This is a genomic window from Mycobacterium sp. IDUB_28, from assembly GCF_055419285.1.
The window spans coordinates 389312-409405 of record NZ_JBVAXK010000001.1; the positions used below are offsets into that span (position 1 = coordinate 389312).

Below are 20094 nucleotides of genomic sequence, written 5' to 3' on the forward strand. Positions count from 1 at the left end.
CCCTAATCCAGCCGCGTCATCCAGCCGTGCGTATCGGCGAACGTGCCGCGTTGGATCCCGGTCAGCGTGTCGCGCAACGCCATTGTCACCTCGCCGGGCGCGCCGTCTCCGATGGTGAACTCGTCCTCGCCGCGCTTGACCCGTGCCACCGGGGTGATGACGGCTGCGGTGCCGCAGGCGAACACCTCGGTGATCTCCCCAGATGCGGCCTTCTTCTCCCACTCGTCGATGTCGATCTTGCGTTCTTCCACCGTGAATCCGGCATCAATGGCCAACTGCAGCAACGAATCCCGGGTGATGCCGGGTAGCAGCGAACCGGACAGCTCCGGGGTGACCAGCCGCGCCGAGCCGCCCTTGCCCAGCACGAAGAACAGGTTCATGCCGCCCATCTCCTCGACGTAGCGACGCTCCACGCCGTCCAACCACACCACCTGGTCGCACCCGTGCTCCGCGGCTTCGGCCTGGGCCAGCAGCGAGGCCGCGTAGTTGCCGCCGAACTTGGCCGCACCTGTGCCGCCCGGGCTGGCGCGCACGTATTCGGTGGATATCCAGACGGTGACCGGGTTGATGCCGCCCTTGAAATACGCACCGGCCGGCGAGGCGATCAGCAGGTAGCGGTATTCCTTGGCCGGCCGCACTCCCAGGCCGGGCTCGGTGGCGATGATGAACGGCCGCAGGTAGAGCGCCTCTTCGCCGCCGGCCCTGGGCACCCAGGCGCTGTCGACCGCGATGAGCTGGCGCAGAGATTCGATGAACAACTGCTCCGGCAACTCCGGTATCGCCAGCCGCCGCGCCGAGGAGCACAACCGGGCCGCGTTGGCGTCGGGCCGAAACGACACCACGGACCCGTCGGCCCACCGGTAGGCCTTGAGCCCTTCGAAGACCTCCTGCGCGTAGTGCAGCACGATCGCCGACGGATCCAGCTCGATCGGTCCGTAGCCGATGACGCGGCCGTTGTGCCAGCCGCACCCGTCGGTGTAGTCGATGGAGACCATGTGGTCGGTGTGATATTTGCCGAACCCGGGGTCGGCCAGGATCGCTACCCGCTCGGCCTCACCGGCGGGATTCGCCGCGGGAGAAACCGTGAATTCGAGTGGGCCGCTGATCATGGGCCCGATTGTATAACCGCGTGTAAACGCATTTTTGGCCTGCGAACGCCGATGCTAACGGGTTTTCAGTTCGACGAACGGCGGCCGCACCACCTCGCAGTCGACCGCCCGGCCGCGGACGTCGACGGTGACCTGCTGCCCGTCCGCGATCCCCGCCTGGGTGTCGATCAACGCCAGGGCGATGCCGCGCTGCAACGTCGGCGAGAAGGTTCCCGACGTGGTGGTCCCGATGGTGGTGTCGCCGTCACGCACGGTCAGCCCCGGACGCAGCACACCGCGCCCAATCATCTGCAACCCGCGCAGCAGCCGGCGCGGTCCGGCCTGTTTCTCGGCCAGCAACGCGTCCCGCCCGAAGAAGGCCTCCTTCTGCCAGCCGATCGCCCAGCCGCAGCGGGCCTGCAGCGGCGAAATGTCCAGCGACAGTTCATGACCGTGCAGCGGATAACCCATCTCGGTGCGCAGCGTGTCGCGGGCACCCAGCCCGGCCGGCTGCCCGCCGGCGTCGGTGACCGCGGCCACCAGCGCGTCGAACACCACGGCGGCGCAATCCCACGGCGGCAGCAGCTCGTAGCCGTGCTCACCGGTGTAACCCGTGCGGCAAACCCGCACCGGCACACCGGCATACGCCGCGTCCGCATAACCCATGTAGTCCATGTCGGTGGGCAGCCCCAGGCCGTTCAACACCTGGCTGGACCGCGGCCCCTGCACGGCCAGCACCGCGTAGTCGCGGTGCTGGTTGGTGATGGTCAGATCCGCCGGGGCGGCCGCCTGCAGCGCTTCGACCACCGCGGCGGTGTTGGCGGCGTTGGGCACCAGGAAGATTTCGTCGTCGTCGACGTAGTAGGCGATCAGGTCGTCGACAACGCCGCCGGATTCCGTGCAGCACAACGTGTACTGGGCTTTGCCCGCACCGATACGACCCAGATCGTTGGTGAGTGCGGAGTTGACGAACTGCGCCGCGCCCGGGCCGCGCACCAACGCCTTGCCGAGGTGGCTGACGTCGAACAGGCCCACGGCGGTGCGGGTGGCGTTGTGTTCGCCGACGGTTCCGCCATAGGACACCGGCATCTCCCACCCGCCGAATTCGGCGAAGGTCGCGCCCAGTTCACGATGGCGTTCTTCCAACGGGCCTTGCTGCAGATCTGGCGCACCGCTCACGGCGTCTCACCCTAATGTCTGCCGCTGCTGGCACACTTGGGCAGGTGTTCGATTGGGACGGTCTGGAAGCCGCCGGAATCGCGAATCCGCGCGAGCGCGCCGACCTGATCAAGTATCTGGACGATCTCGGCTTCACCGTCGAGGAGATGGTGGCAGCCGAGCGGCGTGGCCGATTGTTCGGGCTGGCCGGTGACGTCCTGGGCTGGTCCGGGCGGCCGATCTACACCGTGGCCGCGGCCGCAGAACAGCTCGGTCTGTCCGCAGATGAAGTGGCGCACGCCTGGGGGCTGCTGGGACTGACCATCGCCGGCTCCGACGTGCCCGCGCTCAGTCAGGCCGATGTCGATGCGCTGCAGACGTGGGTCGCGCTGCAGGGCGTGGTCGGCCGGGACGGCGGGTACGGGTTGCTGCGGGTGCTGGGCGCGGCGATGGCCCGGCTCGCCGAGGCCGAGTCGACGCTCATCCGCGCCGGAACGCCGGACATCCAGATGACGCACACGCATGACGAGTTCGCCACCGCGCAGGCCTACCGCGCGGTCGCGGAGTTCGTGCCCCGGATCGGCGCGCTGATCGACATCGTGCACCGCCATCACCTGGCCAGCGCCCGCACCCATTTCGAGGGCGTCATCCGGGACACCTCGTCGAGTGTGGTGTGCGGCGTCGGGTTCGCCGATCTGTCCGGCTTCACCGCGCTCACCCAGGCGCTGACCCCCGCGCAGTTGTCGGCAATGCTCAACGAGTTCGCCGGCGCGGTGTCCGACGTGGTGCACGCCGACGGCGGGCGGGTGGTGAAGTTCATCGGCGACGAGGTGATGTGGGTGTGCGGGTCACCCGAGCAGCTCGCCAAAGCCGCCGTCGACCTCGTCGACCATCCCAAGGCTTGCGACGAGGGACTGCAGGTGCGCGCGGGGCTGGCCTTCGGCACCGTGCTGGCCATCAACGGGGACTACTTCGGCAACCCGGTGAATCTGGCGGCGCGGCTGGTGGCGGCGGCCGCACCGGGCCAGATCCTGGCCGATGCGGACCTGCACGCCCAGTTACCGGACTGGCCGGCCGCCGCGCACGGCCCGCTAACGCTCAAAGGATTCGATGCGCCGGTGACCGCTTTCGAACTGCACCGCCGGGATGCGCTCGACGCGGACCCGGCACGCAGTGACTAGGCTGGTTGCGCGTGACACCCCAATCGGGCGCCTACGCCCCCTATAACGCCCCCACCACCGCGGTCGCCACAGCGCTGCCCAAGCGCGGCTCGGATTCCTCGGTACTGCTGATACCGGTCGTCGCCGCCGGCGAGGACGACGAGTCGCGTGCTCAGGTGGTCGCCACCGACACTGTGCTCTCGGCTGACGCGGTCACCGAAATCGAGGCCGGCCTGCGGGCGCTGGGTGCGACCGGTGGCGCCGAGCAGGTGCACCGGCTGGTGGTGTCGTCGCTGCCGGTGGGCAGTGTGCTGGCCGTCGGCCTGGGTAAGCCGCGCGCCGAGTGGCCCGCCGATGTGGTCCGGCGTGCGGCCGGTGTCGCGGCACGCTCGCTCGGCAAAGCCGAGGCGGTGCTCACCACGCTGGGCGAACTGCCGGGTCAAGACGTCACGTCGGCGGCCGTCGAGGGTTTGATCCTGGGCAGCTACCGCTTCACCGCGTTCCGCAGCGGGAAGACGGCGCCCAAGGATGCCGGCCTGCGCAAGATCACCGTGCTCAGCGCCGGCAAGGACGCCAAGAAGCAGGCCGCGCACGGCGCCGCCGTGGCGACCGCGGTGGCCACCGCCCGCGACTTCACCAACACCCCGCCCAGCCACCTGTACCCCGCCGAATTCGCCAAGCGGGCCAGGGAACTCGGCGAATCGGTAGGCCTGGAGGTGGAGGTCCTCGACGACAAGGCGCTGAAGAAGGCCGGCTTCGGCGGCGTGGTCGGCGTCGGGCAGGGCTCGTCGCGGCTGCCGCGGCTGGTCCGGCTGATCCACCGCGGATCCCGACTGGCCAAGAACTCGAAGCAGGCCAAGAAGGTGGCGCTGGTCGGCAAGGGTGTCACCTTCGACACCGGCGGCATCTCGATCAAGCCGGCCGCGTCGATGCACCACATGACCTCCGACATGGGCGGGGCCGCCGCGGTGGTCGCCACCGTGACGCTGGCCGCGCAGTTGGGGCTGCCGATCGACGTGATCGCCACCGTGCCGATGGCTGAGAACATGCCGTCGTCGACGGCCACCCGGCCCGGCGACGTGCTGACACAATACGGCGGCATCACTGTCGAGGTGCAGAACACCGACGCTGAAGGCCGGCTCATCCTGGCCGACGCGATCGTGCGGGCCTGCGAGGATGGGCCGGACTATCTGATCGAGACCTCGACGTTGACCGGCGCGCAGACCGTCGCGCTCGGGGCCCGAATCCCCGGGGTGATGGGTAGCGATGAGTTCCGGGACCGGGTCGCTGCGATCTCGCAGCGGGTCGGCGAGAACGGTTGGCCGATGCCGCTGCCCGACGAACTGAAAGACGACCTGAAATCGCAGGTGGCCGACCTTTCCAACATCAGCGGTCAGCGCTTCGCCGGCATGTTGGTGGCCGGGGTGTTCCTGCGCGAGTTCGTCGCCGACGGCGTCGAGTGGGCGCACATCGACGTTGCCGGTCCGGCCTACAACACCGGCAGCGCGTGGGGCTACTCCCCTAAGGGCGGCACCGGAGTGCCCACCCGCACCATGTTCGCGGTGTTGGAAGACATCGCGGCCAACGGTTAGCCGAGGTCGCCGGACCGGCAGCAAACTCGGGTGCGTTTAACTGCCCCGGGTCGCGGCTAATCACCTGAGCACATATCGGATAGCTCGTGGAAAGGCCTGATTGTGACGGTACGACGGTTGATTATCGCGGTAAGCGCCGTGCTGCTGCTGGCCGGCGTGATCGGGCTCCTGGTGCCGGTGACGGTGTCCAACAGCAACGGCGGAACGGTTAGCTGTGGAAACGGCCTAGCCTCGGATTTGTCGGGCGCGCGCAACGCCAATGACAGGAACGGCGCCAACATCCCGATCTTGAACCAGATCATTCCGCACACCGACTTCGTCGCGGCGTGCGAGTCTTCGCTGTCCGGCCGCCGGAGCTGGGCCATTCCGTTGGCCGTTCTGGGCCTCGTCGGGGTGGCCGGTGCGGTGTTGGTGCGGCGCAAGGACGGCACGCCGCTGCGCGTCTGAGCGCGCGCGGGTCAGATCACCCGCACCCGCGCGGTGCTGCGCAGCGCCTGCGGCAGCACCCGGGACACTCCGTACAGCGCGTACGCCTCGAACGTGACCGGCCGGATGGGTTTGTTCTTCTTCACCGCCGACACGATCGCGTTCGCGACCTTGTCGGGTCCGTAACGGCGGATGTCGAACATTTTGTCCAACTGTCCGCGCCGGCCGTCGACCTTGTCGTCCAGAATCCCGACTGCGGCGCTGAACTGGGTTGTCGAGATGATGTTGGTGTCGATGACGCCCGGGCAGATCGTGGTCAGGCCGACATCGGCGGCGTCGAGTTCGGCGCGCAGGCAGTCGGAGAACATGAAGGTCGCCGCCTTGGAGGTGCAGTACGCGTTGAGCGAACCCAGCGGCGCGTAGGCCGCCATCGACGAGACGTTGACGATGTGGCCGCCGGTGCCGCGCTCGGCCAGCCGCCGCCCGAAAGCACGGCAGCCGTTGACCACGCCACCCAGATTGACATCGATTACGCGGTCGAACTGTTCGGCCGGGGTGTCCAGGAAGGCTCCCGCCTGACCGATGCCGGCGTTGTTGACCACGATGTCGGGTAGGCCGTGCTCAGCACACACCTGTTCAGCGAACGCCTCGACAGCGTCGGCGTCTGACACGTCCAGCACATAGGGGTGCGCAACGCCCCCGCGCGCGGCGACCTGGGCGGCAGTTTCCTTCACCGTGGCCTCGTCGATGTCGCTGATCACCACCTCGGCACCCTCCCGGGCGAAGGCGATCGCGGTCTCGCGGCCGATGCCGCTGCCGGCGCCGGTGATCGACACCAGCGTGTCGCCGAAGTGACCGCGCGGCCGACCGACCTGGGCGCGCAACAGCGCTCGACTGGCCGGCTTGCCTTCGTGCAGGTCGGCGAAGTCGTGCACGGCGGCGGCCATCACCTGCGGATGTGACATCGGCGAGAAGTGGCCAGCCCGGATGTCGCGCCGCCACAGCCGCGGCACCCAGCGGGCCGTCTCGTCGTATCCGTGCGGTCGCACGAACTTGTCCCTGGTGTTGACGATGAGCTGCACCGGCACGTCGACCGGGCGCACGCCTTGGCGGCGGAACTTGCCCGAGTACGAACGCCAGTAGTTGGCCGGGTACACCTTCACGGCGTTCGCGGCGTCGCCGGCGACGTTGTCGGAGTGACGGATCCGATCGGCGGGCAGATTGTCGGCGACGCTGCGCCGCACCGCCGCGCTGCGGAACGCCAGCCGGATCAACAGCGGCGCCAGCACCGGGATCGAGAAGAACGCCATATAGGTCAACCGGACCGCCTGGCTCACGGCCGCGGCGAACCGGCGCGGGCGCCACGGGCGGCGCAGCGCGCCGAAGATGAAGGCAACAAGCTGGTCGTGCGCCGGACCCGACACCGAGGTGAAGGTGGCGACCCGATCGCCGGCGCCGGGCCGGGTCAGGTACTCCCACACCCCGACCGAACCCCAGTCGTGGGCCAGTACGTGCACTGGTTGCCCGGGACTCAGTTCGCCGATGACCGCGGCGAAGTCGTCGGCGAAGCGGGCCATCGTGTAGTCGGAGACCGCCTTGGGCGTCGACGACAGACCGACGCCCCGGTTGTCGTAGCGCAGGATCCGGAATCGCTGCTCCAGCAAGGGCACCACACCGTCCCACAGCACATGTGAATCCGGCCAGCCGTGTACCAGCACGACCGTGGGCCCCTCCGGGTTGCCCTCTTGGTAGACGGCGATCCGGGCGCCGTCGGCGCTGTCGACGAACTGCTGGGGTACCTGCTGTATTGCCGGCATCGAACCTCCGCCACCTGCGAATTGCTGCGTTATCAGTGGCCCACCGTAGCAGCGGCTACCGACAGGTTCGGCGATCCGAGTCGCGCGCCCTGGATGTCCAGCGTCGGTGGCTCGTGACAGGATGGGTTTTGACATCAACTCGGGTTTCGTACCCGGTGCACGACCATGTGGTAAGCCAGAGGTCGAGCTGTGCCGACCGACGACCGATCGAGGAGTCAACAACGATGGCCTTCTCCGTTGAGATGCCAGCACTTGGTGAGAGCGTCACCGAGGGAACGGTCACTCGCTGGCTCAAGCAGGAAGGCGACACGGTCGAGGTCGACGAACCGCTGGTCGAAGTCTCGACCGACAAGGTCGACACCGAGATCCCGTCGCCGGCCGCGGGCGTGCTGACCAAGATCATCGCCCAGGAGGACGACACGGTCGAGGTCGGCGGCGAGCTGGCCGTCATCGGGGACTCCGACGATGACAGCGACGACAGCGGCGGTGGGGCGGACGCCGAGGAGTCCGGGGGCGAGAGCGACTCGGGCGGCGCCGACGAATCCGAGGACGCCGAATCCGACGAGGCGGCGGAGCCATCGGAGGAAGACGACTCCGACGAGGCGGGAGGCGCAGACGGAGCCGACGATCAGGGCGGCTCCGACGGTGACGCGACTTCGGTGACGATGCCCGAGTTGGGCGAGTCGGTTACCGAGGGCACCGTGACACGCTGGTTGAAGAGCGTCGGGGATTCGGTCCAGGTCGACGAGCCGCTGGTGGAAGTGTCCACCGACAAGGTCGACACCGAGATCCCATCCCCGGTGGCCGGTGTCCTGGTCAGCATCACCGCCGAGGAAGACGACGTCGTCCAGGTGGGTGGCGAACTGGCCAAGATCGGCGACTCGAAGTCGTCGGGCAAGAAGTCGGAGTCCACAGAACCGGAATCCAAGGAGCCGGAGAAGAAAGAGCCCGAACCGGAAGAAGACAAGCCCAAAGAAGAGAAGGCCAAAGAAGAAGAGACCACGGCCGAAGAGGCCGCGGACCAGCCCCCGGCCAAGGACGAGCCGAAAGAGGAACCCAAGGAAGAGGCGAAGGAAGAGCGCAAACCCGCACCCAAGGAGGAGCCGAAAGAGGAGCCCCGCCAAGAGCCGAAGTCGCAATCAGAGGACTCCGACGGCACTCCCTACGTCACTCCGCTGGTGCGGAAGTTGGCTTCGGAGAACAACATTGACCTGTCCGAAGTGACCGGGACCGGCGTCGGCGGCCGGATCCGCAAGCAGGACGTGCTGGCTCTGGCCGAGAAGAAGGCCGAAGAGAAGCAACAACAGGACAAGAAGCCCGCCGCCGCCGAGCCCGCCGCCGACAAACCGGCCGACAAACCCGCCGTCAGCTCGGCACCCTCACTGGCGCACCTGCGCGGCTCCACGCAGAAGGCCAGCCGGATCCGGCAGATCACCGCCAAGAAAACTCGCGAATCGCTGCAACTGACAGCTCAGCTCACCCAGACCCACGAGGTCGACATGACCCGGATCGTGGCGTTGCGGGCGCGCGCGAAGTCGTCGTTCGCGGAGCGCGAGGGCGTGAATCTGACGTACCTGCCGTTTATCGCCCGTGCGGTGATCGACGCGCTCAAGACTCATCCCAACGTCAACGCCAGCTACAACGAGGAATCCAAAGAGATCACCTACTACGACGCCGAGCACCTCGGGTTCGCCGTCGACACCGACCAGGGTCTGCTCTCCCCGGTGGTGCACAACGCCGGTGATCTGTCGCTGGCCGGTCTGGCCCGGGCCATCGCCGACATCGCCTCCCGCGCACGGTCGAACAAACTCAAGCCCGACGAGTTGTCCGGGGGCACCTTCACCATCACCAACATCGGCAGCCAAGGCGCCTTGTTCGACACCCCCATCCTGGTGCCACCGCAGGCAGCCATGCTCGGCACCGGCGCCATCGTCAAGCGCCCCCGGGTGATCGTGGACGACGTCGGCAACGAGTCGATCGGGGTCCGCTCGATCTGCTATCTGCCGCTGACCTATGACCATCGCCTGATCGACGGCGCCGACGCCGGCCGATTCCTCACTACGATCAAGAACCGGCTCGAAGAGGGGGCCTTCGAGGCCGACCTAGGACTTTGAGATGGCTCAAGCCTTCCCGAAGGCCGTAATCGCCATTGCGGGTTCCTCGGGTCTGATCGGTCAGGCTTTGACCGCCGCGCTCCGCGCCGCCGACCACGAGGTGCTGCGCATCGTGCGCCGGACGCCGGCGAATTCCGAAGAGCTGCACTGGAATCCGGACAGCGGTGAATTGGATCCCGACGTGCTCGTCGACGTCGACGTCGTGGTCAACCTGTGTGGGGTCAACGTCGGTTCACACCGGTGGTCGGGGGCGTTCAAGCAGAGCCTGCGCGACAGCCGGATCACCCCGACCGAGGTGTTGACCGCCGCCGTCGCCGACGCCGGGGTGAGCACCCTGATCAATGCCAGTGCGGTCGGCTACTACGGCGACACCAGGGATCGCGTCGTCGACGAAAACGCCCCGGCCGGAAGGGGTTTCCTCGCGCAGTTGTGCGTGGACTGGGAGGCGGCCACCCTGCCGGCGCAATACGACGGCACCCGGGTGGTCCTGGCGCGCACCGGCGTGGTGCTGGCACCGGCGGGTGGCGCGCTGCGCATGATGCGCCCGGTCTTCTCGGTGGGGCTGGGCGCCAGGCTCGGTAACGGCCGTCAGTACATGTCGTGGATCAGCCTCGAGGACGAGGTACGCGCGCTGCTGTTCGCCATCTTCCACCCCACGCTGTCCGGTCCCGTCAACATGACCGGGCCCGCGCCGGTGACCAACGCCGAATTCACCACCGCGTTCGGCCGCGCGATCAACCGCCCGACCCCGTTGGTCCTGCCCGGGTTCGCGGTGCGCGCGGCGCTCGGCGAATTCGCCGACGAGGGGTTGCTCGCCGGTCAGCGCGTCATCCCGACGGCGCTGGAGCGAGCAGGTTTTCAGTTCCACCACAACACCATTGGCGAGGCGTTGGAGTACGCCACCGCCCGGCGCGACCAGGACTGACTGCGCACGCATACCCCCTCGCAGCGTCACGCCTCGGTTTGCCCAGCGTCACGCCCCCCTCGCCCAGCGTCACGCCCCCTCGCCCACCGTCACGCCAGCGTGGCCGTCGGCACCGAGCGTCACGCCAGCGCAACAACCCACGCTAAGCGCCACACCATTGCCCACCCAGCCTCACGCCCCCCTCGCCCAGCGTCACGCCAGCGTGGCCGTCGCCGCCGAGCGTCACGCCAGCGTGACAACCCGCGCCCAGCGCCACACCACCGCCCACCCAGCCTCACGCCCCCCTCACCCAGCGTCACGCCAGCGCGACCGTCGCCACCCAGCGTCACGCCAGCGTGACAACCCGCGCCCAAGCACCACACCACCGCCCGCCCAGCGTCACCCCAGCGTGGCAGGCGACATCGAGCGTCACGCTGGCGCAACGCGACGCAACAGGCGACCCCCGCTAACCTGGCCACTGTGACGGGATCCATCAGATCCAGCCTCGCCCCCCTCGACGTCCGACAGTTGGGCAGCATCGACTATGTCGAGGCGTGGCAGTTGCAGCGCGACCTGGCCGACGCGCGCGCCGGCGGCGGCCCGGACACGCTGGTGCTGCTGGAACACCCGGCTGTCTACACCGCCGGCCGACGCACCGAACCGCAGGAACGGCCGCTGGACGCAACACCTGTCATAGACACCGACCGGGGCGGCAAGATCACCTGGCACGGCCCCGGCCAGCTGGTCGGCTACCCGGTGATCGGGCTGGCCGAGCCGCTCGACGTCGTCAACTACGTGCGTCGCCTCGAAGAAGCCCTGATCAAGGTGTGCACCGACCTGGGCCTGGAGGTAGGCCGGGTCGACGGGCGGTCCGGGGTGTGGGTGCCGGGCCGGCCGGCGCGCAAGGTCGCCGCCATCGGGGTGCGGGTCGCGCGCGCCACCACCCTGCACGGCTTCGCCCTGAACTGCGACTGCGATCTCGGCGCTTTCAACGCGATCGTGCCGTGCGGCATCAGCGACGCCGGGGTGACGTCACTGTCCGCGGAGTTGCACCGAACGGTCACCGTGGAGCAGGTCCGGGCAGCGGTCGCCGACGCGGTGGGCAACGCGTTGGACGGGGTGCTGGCCGTCCGGGAACACGACGCCGCCCGCGTACCATCGACACGGTGACCGTCGTTCCCGAAGGACGCAAACTGTTGCGCCTCGAGGTGCGTAACGCCCAGACGCCCATCGAGCGCAAACCGCCGTGGATCAAGACGCGGGTCCGGATGGGCCCGGAGTACACCCAACTCAAGAGCCTGGTCCGGCGCGAGGGCCTGCACACCGTCTGCGAAGAGGCCGGCTGCCCCAACATTTTCGAATGCTGGGAGGACCGCGAGGCCACGTTCCTGATCGGCGGCGACCAGTGCACCCGTCGGTGTGACTTTTGCCAGATCGACACCGGAAAGCCCACCGAGTTGGACCGCGACGAACCCCGGCGGGTCGCCGAAAGCGTGCAGACCATGGGGCTGCGGTACGCCACTGTCACCGGCGTCGCCCGCGACGACCTGCCCGACGGCGGCGCCTGGCTATACGCCGAAACCGTGCGGGCAATCAAGGAACTGAACCCCGACACCGGTGTGGAACTGCTGGTCCCCGACTTCAACGGTGTGCCGTCCCGGCTGGCCGAGGTCTTCGATGCCCGCCCAGAAGTGTTGGCGCACAACGTCGAAACCGTGCCGCGCATCTTCAAACGGGTCCGGCCGGCGTTCACCTACCAGCGCAGCCTCGGTGTGCTCACAAAGGCGCGGGAGGCAGGGCTGGTCACCAAGAGCAATCTCATCCTGGGCCTGGGCGAGACTCCCGACGAGGTGCGCACCGCGCTGACTGACCTGCACGCCGCGGGCTGCGACATCATCACCGTCACGCAGTACCTGCGGCCCTCGACGCGCCACCACCCCGTCGAGCGGTGGGTCACTCCCGAGGAGTTCGTCGAGTTCGCGCAGTACGCGGAGGGGCTCGGTTTCGCCGGGGTGCTCGCCGGACCGTTGGTGCGCTCGTCGTATCGGGCCGGGCGACTCTACGAGCAGGCCCGCACCGCCCGCACCGCGACGTCTGGGTGACCGGTGCGTACGTATCCTTACTGACTATGGCTAAATCCCGATCTGCTGCCGAGAGCAAGGCCGCCAAGGCCGAGGCGACGGCCGCCCGCAAGGCGGCATCCAAAGAGCGCCGGAGCCAACTGTGGCAGGCCTTCAACATGCAGCGGAAGCAGGACAAGCGGCTGCTGCCGTACATGATCGCCGCGTTCGTGCTGGTGATGGCTGCCGCGGTGGCGATCGGTGTGTGGGCCGGCGGGCTGACCGCGATCATGATGCCGATCTTCGGCGTGATGCTGGGTGCGTTGGTGGCCTTCATCGTCTTCGGGCAACGGGCCCGGCGCAGCATTTACCGACAGGCCGATGGCCAGGCCGGTGCCGCCGCGTGGGTGCTGGACAACCTGCGCGGCAAGTGGCGGGTCACCCCGGGGGTGGCGCAGACCGGGCACTTCGACGCGGTGCACCGGGTGATCGGCCGGCCCGGCGTCATCTTCGTCGGCGAGGGTTCGACCGTCCGGGTCAAGCCGCTGCTGGCCCAGGAGAAGAAGCGCACCGCGCGCATCGTGGGCGATGTACCGATCTACGACATCATCGTCGGCAACGGCGAGGGCGAGATTCCGCTGGCCAAGCTGGAGCGACACCTGACCCGGCTGCCGTCGAACATCTCCGCCAAGCAGATGGAGTCGCTGGAGTCGCGGCTGGCCGCATTGGGGTCGCGGGCCGGCGCCGGCATGCTGCCGAAAGGGCCGCTGCCGAACGCGGGCAAGATGCGCGGTGTACAACGCACGGTGCGCCGCAGGTAGACCGCTACCGACCTGGGCGCCGCAGCACCGCGGTGTTGGTCAGCCGGTCCTGCAGCCCACGCCCGTCGGCGTCGGTGAACAGCGGCGGGACCACCAGGAAAATCAGCACGACGCGCGCCAGGCTGCGGCCGATGCCGATGGGCAGCCGGCCGTCCACCGCCGCCACCTGGAGGCCCAGCGCCAGCTGGCCCGGGGTGACGCCGAACAGGCGCACCGACACCGCGCCCAGCACCAGCCAGATCACCAGCTGCACCGTCGACAACACGGCCTCGGAGATCGCGCCGAACGTCAGGGCGAGCAGGGCCAGACCGGCGGCGATCAACCAGTCGACCAGCAACGCCACCAACCGGCGCCCGGTGGGCGCCAGCGACCCCGGGCCGGTCTGCGGCAGGCCCAGCGTCTGGCCCGGGTAACCGGGAGCTGATTCCCGCGTCATCGGATCGTCCACGATTGCGGGCGTTGGGACGGCCCGTAACGCCTCGACCGACCACCAGTTACGATCTTGCGGGCCATGGCTTTCACAATAGGGCTCGGCGGTTGACCGAGCGCTGTCGCGAGTGCTGCGGCACGTAACGCCTGTGCAACACGGGGTTGACGGACTCGCAACATGACGTCCCTAGCGTCGGCCGCGAATCACCGAGTAAAGGAGCTTTCTGTGACGGATAAGACGCCCGACGACGTCTTCAAACTTGCCAAAGACGAAAACGTCGAGTTTGTCGACGTCCGTTTCTGTGACCTGCCCGGAGTGATGCAGCACTTCACGATCCCGATCTCGTTCTTCGACGAGAGCGTGTTCGAGGACGGCCTGGCCTTCGACGGTTCGTCGATCCGTGGTTTCCAGTCGATCCACGAGTCCGACATGCTGCTGCTGCCCGACCCTGCCACGGCCAAGATCGACCAGTTCCGCGAGGCCAGGACGCTCAACCTGAACTTCTTCGTGCACGACCCGTTCACCTTGGAGCCGTACTCCCGCGACCCGCGCAACGTCGCCCGCAAGGCGGAGAACTACCTGATCTCCACCGGCATCGCCGACACCGCCTACTTCGGCGCCGAAGCCGAGTTCTACATCTTCGACTCGGTGAGCTTCGACTCGCGGACCAACGGCTCGTTCTACGAGGTGGATGCGATCTCGGGTTGGTGGAACACCGGTTCGCCCAACGAGCTCGACGGCAGCCCCAACCGCGGCTACAAGGTGCGCCCCAAGGGCGGCTACTTCCCGGTGGCCCCCGTCGACCACTACGTCGATCTGCGCGACAAGATGCTGACCAACCTGATCAACGCCGGATTCGAGCTGGAGAAGGGCCACCACGAGGTGGGCACCGGCGGGCAGGCCGAGATCAACTACAAGTTCAACACGCTGCTGCACGCGGCCGACGACATGCAGCTGTACAAGTACATCGTCAAGAACACCGCCTGGGCGCACGGCAAGACCGTCACCTTCATGCCCAAGCCGCTGTTCGGCGACAACGGTTCGGGCATGCACACCCACCAGTCGCTGTGGAAGGACGGCAACCCGCTGATGTACGACGAGACCGGGTACGCCGGCCTGTCGGACACCGCGCGCCACTACATCGGCGGCCTGCTGCACCACGCCCCGTCGTTGCTCGCTTTTACCAACCCGACGGTGAACTCCTACAAGCGGCTGGTGCCCGGCTACGAGGCCCCGATCAACCTGGTGTACAGCCAGCGCAACCGCAGCGCCTGCGTCCGTATTCCGATCACCGGCAGCAACCCGAAGGCCAAGCGGCTGGAGTTCCGTTGCCCGGACTCCTCGGGCAACCCGTACCTGGCGTTCTCGGCGATGCTGATGGCCGGCCTGGACGGCATCAAGAACAAGATCGAGCCGCAGGCACCGGTGGACAAGGACCTCTACGAGCTGCCGCCGGAGGAGGCTGCGAACATCCCGCAGGCTCCGGTGCAGCTGTCCGCAGTGATCGACAAGCTGGAGGAGGACCACGAGTACCTCACCGAGGGCGGGGTGTTCACCTCCGACCTGATCGAGACGTGGATCAACTTCAAGCGGGACAACGAGATCCTGCCGGTTCAGATCCGGCCGCACCCGTACGAGTTCGCGCTGTACTACGACGTGTAGACCCGCTAGCAGTCGCAAACCCCCCATTTCCCGCAACGGAGATGGGGGGTTTTGCGTCTCGGGCTACAGCTTGGGGCGGTGCGCGATGATGCCCCGCGTCATCTTGACCGGCTGCCCCTCGACCATCTCCACCACCTCCAGCCAGGCGCCCGGCGCCACGATGTGGCGGCTGATGTCCTCGCGCTTGAGCTGAATGATCAGCAGGCCGGCGTCGGTGATCTCGAAGCTGTCCGCGGCTCCGTAGTCCCGTGCTTCACCGTTGCCGAAGACGACCGTAAAAGGCATGGGTGGAGTATCGCCCACGGCGCCGCCCGGCCGCGAATCTAGGCGTCGAGCGCGAGGTCCTTGCGGAACCTCCGCATGCCGTCGATCTTCTCGGCCAGCGTGGCCTGCGGCCCGGCGTAGAACATCCACGGCATTGTGATGATGCCGGTGATGCCGGCGTCTTCGGCGCGCTGGTAGTCGGCGGCGGTGAACGCATCGATCAACGGCGTCAGGATGGTGAAACCGTCCATGGACAAACCGTTTTCGGCACGCAGTTCCCGCAGCCTAGCCACCCGCTCGATGGCGCGGTCGGTCTTGATGAAGTCCCCGATCCATCCGTCGTAGCGCGCGGCCCGCCGCAACGCGATGTCGCTCAGACCCCCGACGTACACCGGGATCGGCGGAGGCGTCGGCTGCATTTCCAGTCGCGGCGCCTGGTAGAACCGGCCGTCGAATTCGGTCCAGCCCGGTTGCCACAATTCCCGCATCAACGCGATCATTTCGTCGGTGCGTTTGCCCCGCGCCGCGAACTGCTCCCCCATCAACTCGAACTCTTCGCGGCACCAGCCCACCCCGATGCCCAACTCCACCCGCCCGGAAGCCAGAACCGCCGCGGTCCCAATGGCTTTGGCGGCCGAATACGGGTTGCGCATCGCCGGAATGTAGACGGTGTTGACGAACTTGAGTCGGGTGGTGACCTGGGCGAGCGCACCCACCAGCACCCACGGATCCGGCCAGTCGGTGAACGGCTGCCAGCGGCGCTGCCCGTTCTTGGTGTACGGGTACGGGGTCTGCAGCGTCTCGAGGTTCACCACGTGGTCGGGAATGCCGATCCCGTCGTAGCCGAGTTCGTCAGCGGCCCTGGCGATCTCAACGATCTCCGGGGTGTCCAGGAAGGCGCTGCTGACGTAGAACTTCACTGCCCGTTCCTTACCCAGGACGGTTCGATGAAGACACCTTCCGCCTCGACCGTGATCCCGGCCGCATCCGAGATGAAGCCGCGCGCAAAGACTTTGACACCTTCTTTGCGGTCGATCCAGGCCTCGGCCCGCAGCGGGCCCAGCGGTGTGCCGCGCAGGTACTTCACGGTGATGGTTCCGGTGAAACGCGGTTTCAGCAGTCCCTCGCTGGCCGCCTCGCCGAGGATGTGGTCGAGCACCAGTGCGCTGACCCCGCCGTGCACCAGCGTGGGCGGGCCCTCGTAAGCGCGACCGAGGACGAACTCGGCCCAGCACCGCCCGCCGCCCTCATGCTGCACGACGACCGGCGGCGCGATCGGATTGCACACGCCGACAACGGCATTGCCCAACGGCAGCGGGCGATCGCCGACGCGGTAACTCACTCTGCCGGGCCGGACTCGCTGCCGCAACGATTCGGTGACCCCCGCGACGGTGGCTGTCGCCGCAGCGATGACGTCGTCGTCCGCCTCGGTACTGATGGTGGCGTCGAGGAGTTCCCGGACGGCTTGCGCCAACGGCGCATGCAGGGCTGTCACCCGGTCCGCCTCCGCGGGGCTCAATTCCTCGAACTCCACACCGCCGAGCGCGCCCATCTCCTGACTCAACTGCCGAACACCTTGCGCACCACTGCTTTTGCCCGCCTCGTCACTCGAAGATAGTTGTCCAGAAACTCGCCGCCGTCGTCGTTGTGCCAGCCCGCGGCGACCGCGACGGCGTTGAGCTGACGGCCGGGTCCGGGTAACTGGTCGGTGGGTTTGCCGCGCACCAGCACCAGCGCATTGCGCGCGGCGGTGGCGGTCAGCCACGCCTGGCGCAGCAGATCCACCTCGTCCTGCTCGACCAGGCCGTGTTCGGCGATCACGTCCAGCGATTGCAACGTCGAGGTGTTGTGCAGGGCCGGGATCTCATGCGCGTGCCGCAACTGCAGCAGCTGCACCGTCCATTCGATGTCGGCCAGTCCGCCGCGGCCCAGTTTGGTGTGGGTGTTGGGGTCGGCACCGCGGGGCAGCCGCTCGGACTCGATGCGCGCTTTGATCCGACGGATCTCGTGGACCGCTTCGGGCGACACGCCGTTCTGTGGATAGCGGGTCTTGTCGACCATCAGCAGGAACCGCTGACCCAGCTCCGCGTCGCCGGCGACCGCGTGCGCGCGCAACAGCGCCTGGATTTCCCAGGCCTGGGCCCACTGCGCGTAGTACGCCTCATAGGAGGCCAGCGTGCGGACCAGCGGCCCGCTGCGGCCCTCGGGCCGCAGATTGGCGTCGACCTCCAGCGGCGGGTCGACGCTGGGTGTGCCCAGCTGCTTTCGCACCTGCTCGGCGACGGTGGTTGCCCACTTCACCGCCTGTGAGTCGGGCACTCCGTCGGCCGGTTCGCAGACGAACATCACGTCGGCGTCCGAGCCGTAGCCCAGCTCCGCACCGCCCAGCCGGCCCATGCCGATGACGGCGATCGTCGCCGGCGCCCGCCCGTCCGCCGGCAGGCTGGCCCGAACGACGGCGTGCAGCGCCGCCTGCAGCACAGCGACCCAGATGGATGTCAACGCCGCGCACACGTCGCGGACTTCCAGCATGCCGAGCAGGTCGGCGGAGGCGACGCGGGCCAATTCCCGACGTCGCAGCGTGCGCGCCGAGCCGATGGCGCGCACCGGGTCGCTCTGCCGGCCCGCCGAGGCGACCAGCGCACGCGCCACCGCCGCGGGCTCACTCTCGAGCAGTTTGGGCCCGGCCACGCCGTCACCGTAGGACTGGATGACCTCTGGTGCGCGCATCAACAGATCCGGCACGAAGGCCGAGGTGCCCAGCACGTGCATCAGCCGTCGTCCGACGGTGGGTTTGTCCCGCAGCGTCGCCAGGTACCAGGTGTGCGAGGACAACGCCTCGCTGAGTTTGCGGTACGCCAGCAGCCCGGTGTCGGGGTCGGGGGCGTAGGACAGCCAGTCCAGCAGGCGGGGCATCAGCACCGACTGCACCCGCCCGCGCCGGCCACTCTGGTTGACCAGCGCCGACATGTGTTTCAACGCGATCTGCGGGGCCTCGTAGCCCAGCGCGGCCAGCTGTCGTATCGCGGCCTCGGACGTCATGCGTCCGCCGACCAGTTCCAGCCCGGGCGGGCCGATCGACTCCAGCAGCGGCTGATAGAACAACTTGGCGTGCAACCGCGACACCCGGACGTTCTGGTGCTTGAGTTCCTCGCGCAGGACCCCGGCCGCGTCGTGGCGGCCGTCGGGACGGATGTGCGCTGCCCGGGCCAGCCAGCGGACCGCCTCCTCGTCGTCGGCCTCGGGCAGCAGGTGGGTGCGCTTGAGGCGCTGCAGCTGAAGGCGATGCTCGAGCAGTCGCAGGAACTCGTAGGAGGCGATCATGTTCGCCGCGTCCTCGCGGCCGATGTAGCCGCCTTCGCCCAGCGCGGTCAGCGCGTCCACGGTGGAAGCGACGTGCAGCGAATCGTCGCTGCGGCCGTGCACCAACTGCAGCAGCTGCGCGGCGAACTCCACGTCGCGCAGTCCCCCGCTGCCGAGTTTGAGCTCGCGGCCCCGGATGTCGGCGGGCACCAGTTTTTCGACCCGGCGCCGCATGGCCTGCACTTCCGGCACGAAATCCTCACGCTCGCAGGCGGTCCAGACCATCGGCGTCAATGCTTCGAGGTAGCGCTGGGCCAGTTCGGCGTCACCGACTGCGGCCCTGGCCTTCATCAGCGCCTGGAATTCCCAGGTCTTGGCCCAGCGCTGGTAGTAGGCGACGTGGGATTCCACGGTGCGAACCAGTTCCCCGTGCCGGCCCTCTGGGCGCAGCCCGGCGTCCACTTCGAAGAACGCTGCCGACGCCACCCGCATCATCTCGCCGGCAACCCGGGTGGTGATCGGGTCGGCGCGCTCGCCGACGAAGATCACGTCGACGTCGCTGACGTAGTTCAGTTCCCGCGCACCGCATTTGCCCATCGCGATCACGGCCAGGCGCGGCGGCGTCTGGTCGGCGCACACGGTCTCCTCGGCCACGCGCAGGGCGGCGGCCAGCGCGGCGTCGGCGGTGTCGGCCAGTTGCGCACCCACGGTGGTGAACGGCAGCACCGGCTCGTCTTCCACCGTCGGCGCCAGGTCGAGGGCGGCCAGCACCAGCAGGTGGTCGCGGTAGCGGACGCGCAGGCGCAGCTCGATCGAATTCGAGGATTCCTCGACGCACTCGAAGAACGACGCGCGCAGCTCGGCGGCGGACGGCAGTTTGACCTTGCCCCGCAACAGTTTCCAGGACTGCGGGTTGGCGATCAGGTGGTCCCCCAGCGCCAGGGAGGAACCCAGGACGGCGAACAGCCGGCCACGCAGACTGCGTTCGGCGAGCAGTGCCGCGTTCAGTTCGTTCCAACCGGAGTCCAGCGCCTCGGCCAGCCGGATCAGGGCGCGTAGCGCGGCGTCGGCATCCGGAGCGCGCGACAGCGACCAGAGCAGGTCGACGTGCGCCTGATCGTCGTGCTGATCCCAGCCCAGTTCCGTCAGCCGGGCGCCGGCCCGGGGGTCCATCAGTCCGAGCCGGCCGACGCTGGGCAACTTCGGTCGCTGCGTGGCGGGCTTGGTCACGACCCGCGCCGCCGACGATGCCAAGCCAAGCGGTACAGAAGATGGGCGCCCACGCCACTGACGGT

Annotated in this window: 17 protein-coding genes; 9 read left to right on the forward strand and 8 right to left on the reverse strand. The window is 68.2% G+C overall.

Translation table 11 applies throughout. The features are described 5' to 3' along the window. Nucleotides 1-2 precede the first annotated feature (2 nt). Complete coding sequence (locus ACZYZ9_RS01870) at nt 3-1109, reverse strand: branched-chain amino acid aminotransferase (protein ID WP_463824498.1); 1107 nt, start codon at nt 1107-1109, stop codon at nt 3-5. Nucleotides 1110-1163: 54 nt separating this feature from the next. Beyond that, the gene (gcvT, locus tag ACZYZ9_RS01875) at nt 1164-2267 is read right to left on the reverse strand and encodes a glycine cleavage system aminomethyltransferase GcvT (RefSeq protein WP_463824499.1); all 1104 of its coding nucleotides are present in this window, start codon (nt 2265-2267) and stop codon (nt 1164-1166) included. Between the two features lie 14 nt (nt 2268-2281). Here gcvT and ACZYZ9_RS01880 point away from each other — a divergent pair, with 14 nt between their 5' ends. From ACZYZ9_RS01880 to ACZYZ9_RS01890, 3 genes are all read left to right on the forward strand, one after another. After that, nucleotides 2282-3427, forward strand: a complete 1146-nt coding sequence (locus ACZYZ9_RS01880) for an adenylate/guanylate cyclase domain-containing protein (protein ID WP_463824500.1) — start codon at nt 2282-2284, stop codon at nt 3425-3427. Between the two features lie 11 nt (nt 3428-3438). After that, a complete protein-coding gene (locus tag ACZYZ9_RS01885; protein WP_463824501.1) occupies nt 3439-4998 on the forward strand; it encodes a leucyl aminopeptidase in 1560 nt (519 codons plus the stop codon). 102 nt (nt 4999-5100) lie between these two features. Further along, nucleotides 5101-5445, forward strand: coding sequence for an aminopeptidase (locus ACZYZ9_RS01890; protein WP_463824502.1), 345 nt, complete (start codon nt 5101-5103; stop codon nt 5443-5445). 11 nt (nt 5446-5456) lie between these two features. Here ACZYZ9_RS01890 and ACZYZ9_RS01895 read toward each other — a convergent pair whose 3' ends face one another. After that, nucleotides 5457-7241 (reverse strand): SDR family oxidoreductase, encoded by a 1785-nt coding sequence (locus ACZYZ9_RS01895; RefSeq protein WP_463824503.1) that lies wholly within the window; start codon nt 7239-7241, stop codon nt 5457-5459. Nucleotides 7242-7465: 224 nt separating this feature from the next. On the opposite strand from ACZYZ9_RS01895, the gene sucB reads away from it, so the two are divergent. The 5 genes from sucB (at nt 7466) to ACZYZ9_RS01920 (ending at nt 13140) form a co-directional block, all read left to right on the forward strand. After that, nucleotides 7466-9355 (forward strand): 2-oxoglutarate dehydrogenase, E2 component, dihydrolipoamide succinyltransferase, encoded by a 1890-nt coding sequence (gene sucB, locus ACZYZ9_RS01900; protein ID WP_463824504.1) that lies wholly within the window; start codon nt 7466-7468, stop codon nt 9353-9355. Between the two features lies 1 nt (nt 9356). Next, complete coding sequence (locus ACZYZ9_RS01905; protein WP_463824505.1) at nt 9357-10280, forward strand: TIGR01777 family oxidoreductase; 924 nt, start codon at nt 9357-9359, stop codon at nt 10278-10280. A gap of 459 nt (nt 10281-10739) precedes the next feature. Continuing rightward, nucleotides 10740-11429 carry a lipoyl(octanoyl) transferase LipB gene (gene lipB / locus ACZYZ9_RS01910; RefSeq protein ID WP_463824506.1) on the forward strand — a complete coding sequence of 230 codons (690 nt, stop codon included), beginning with the start codon at nt 10740-10742 and terminating at the stop codon, nt 11427-11429. Continuing rightward, complete coding sequence (gene lipA, locus ACZYZ9_RS01915) at nt 11426-12361, forward strand: lipoyl synthase (RefSeq protein ID WP_463824507.1); 936 nt, start codon at nt 11426-11428, stop codon at nt 12359-12361. Before lipB ends, lipA begins: the two co-directional genes overlap by 4 nt. Before the next feature lie 26 nt (nt 12362-12387). Next, nucleotides 12388-13140, forward strand: coding sequence for a DUF4191 domain-containing protein (locus tag ACZYZ9_RS01920; RefSeq protein WP_463824508.1), 753 nt, complete (start codon nt 12388-12390; stop codon nt 13138-13140). 4 nt (nt 13141-13144) lie between these two features. Here the strand turns inward: ACZYZ9_RS01920 and ACZYZ9_RS01925 are convergent, their stop codons facing one another. Beyond that, nucleotides 13145-13576, reverse strand: a complete 432-nt coding sequence (locus tag ACZYZ9_RS01925) for an RDD family protein (RefSeq protein ID WP_463824509.1) — start codon at nt 13574-13576, stop codon at nt 13145-13147. 219 nt (nt 13577-13795) lie between these two features. Between ACZYZ9_RS01925 and glnA the strand changes: the two genes are divergently transcribed. After that, nucleotides 13796-15232 carry a type I glutamate--ammonia ligase gene (gene glnA, locus ACZYZ9_RS01930; RefSeq protein WP_463824510.1) on the forward strand — a complete coding sequence of 479 codons (1437 nt, stop codon included), beginning with the start codon at nt 13796-13798 and terminating at the stop codon, nt 15230-15232. Between the two features lie 63 nt (nt 15233-15295). Here glnA and ACZYZ9_RS01935 read toward each other — a convergent pair whose 3' ends face one another. From ACZYZ9_RS01935 to ACZYZ9_RS01950, 4 genes are read right to left on the reverse strand one after another with little or no spacing between them, the layout of a single operon-like run. Next, nucleotides 15296-15517 (reverse strand): hypothetical protein, encoded by a 222-nt coding sequence (locus ACZYZ9_RS01935; RefSeq protein WP_463824511.1) that lies wholly within the window; start codon nt 15515-15517, stop codon nt 15296-15298. A 38-nt stretch (nt 15518-15555) separates the two neighbouring features. Beyond that, complete coding sequence (locus tag ACZYZ9_RS01940; protein ID WP_463824512.1) at nt 15556-16416, reverse strand: TIGR03619 family F420-dependent LLM class oxidoreductase; 861 nt, start codon at nt 16414-16416, stop codon at nt 15556-15558. Further along, nucleotides 16413-17060, reverse strand: a complete 648-nt coding sequence (locus tag ACZYZ9_RS01945) for a PaaI family thioesterase (protein WP_463824513.1) — start codon at nt 17058-17060, stop codon at nt 16413-16415. The genes ACZYZ9_RS01940 and ACZYZ9_RS01945 overlap by 4 nt, the downstream gene beginning before the upstream one ends. Continuing rightward, nucleotides 17057-20053 carry a bifunctional [glutamine synthetase] adenylyltransferase/[glutamine synthetase]-adenylyl-L-tyrosine phosphorylase gene (locus tag ACZYZ9_RS01950; protein WP_463824514.1) on the reverse strand — a complete coding sequence of 999 codons (2997 nt, stop codon included), beginning with the start codon at nt 20051-20053 and terminating at the stop codon, nt 17057-17059. The genes ACZYZ9_RS01945 and ACZYZ9_RS01950 overlap by 4 nt, the downstream gene beginning before the upstream one ends. Nucleotides 20054-20094: the final 41 nt, after the last annotated feature.

What these genes read in the sequence shown, in the direction of transcription:
- ACZYZ9_RS01870 (WP_463824498.1), bottom strand. Translation starts at nt 1,109, where the DNA reads ATGATCAGCGGCCCACTCGAATTCACGGTTTCTCCCGCGGCGAATCCC.
- ACZYZ9_RS01880 (WP_463824500.1), top strand. Translation starts at nt 2,282, where the DNA reads ATGTCTGCCGCTGCTGGCACACTTGGGCAGGTGTTCGATTGGGACGGT.
- ACZYZ9_RS01895 (WP_463824503.1), bottom strand. Translation starts at nt 7,241, where the DNA reads ATGCCGGCAATACAGCAGGTACCCCAGCAGTTCGTCGACAGCGCCGAC.
- sucB (WP_463824504.1), top strand. Translation starts at nt 7,466, where the DNA reads ATGGCCTTCTCCGTTGAGATGCCAGCACTTGGTGAGAGCGTCACCGAG.
- ACZYZ9_RS01905 (WP_463824505.1), top strand. Translation starts at nt 9,357, where the DNA reads ATGGCTCAAGCCTTCCCGAAGGCCGTAATCGCCATTGCGGGTTCCTCG.
- ACZYZ9_RS01920 (WP_463824508.1), top strand. Translation starts at nt 12,388, where the DNA reads ATGGCTAAATCCCGATCTGCTGCCGAGAGCAAGGCCGCCAAGGCCGAG.
- ACZYZ9_RS01925 (WP_463824509.1), bottom strand. Translation starts at nt 13,576, where the DNA reads ATGACGCGGGAATCAGCTCCCGGTTACCCGGGCCAGACGCTGGGCCTG.
- ACZYZ9_RS01935 (WP_463824511.1), bottom strand. Translation starts at nt 15,517, where the DNA reads ATGCCTTTTACGGTCGTCTTCGGCAACGGTGAAGCACGGGACTACGGA.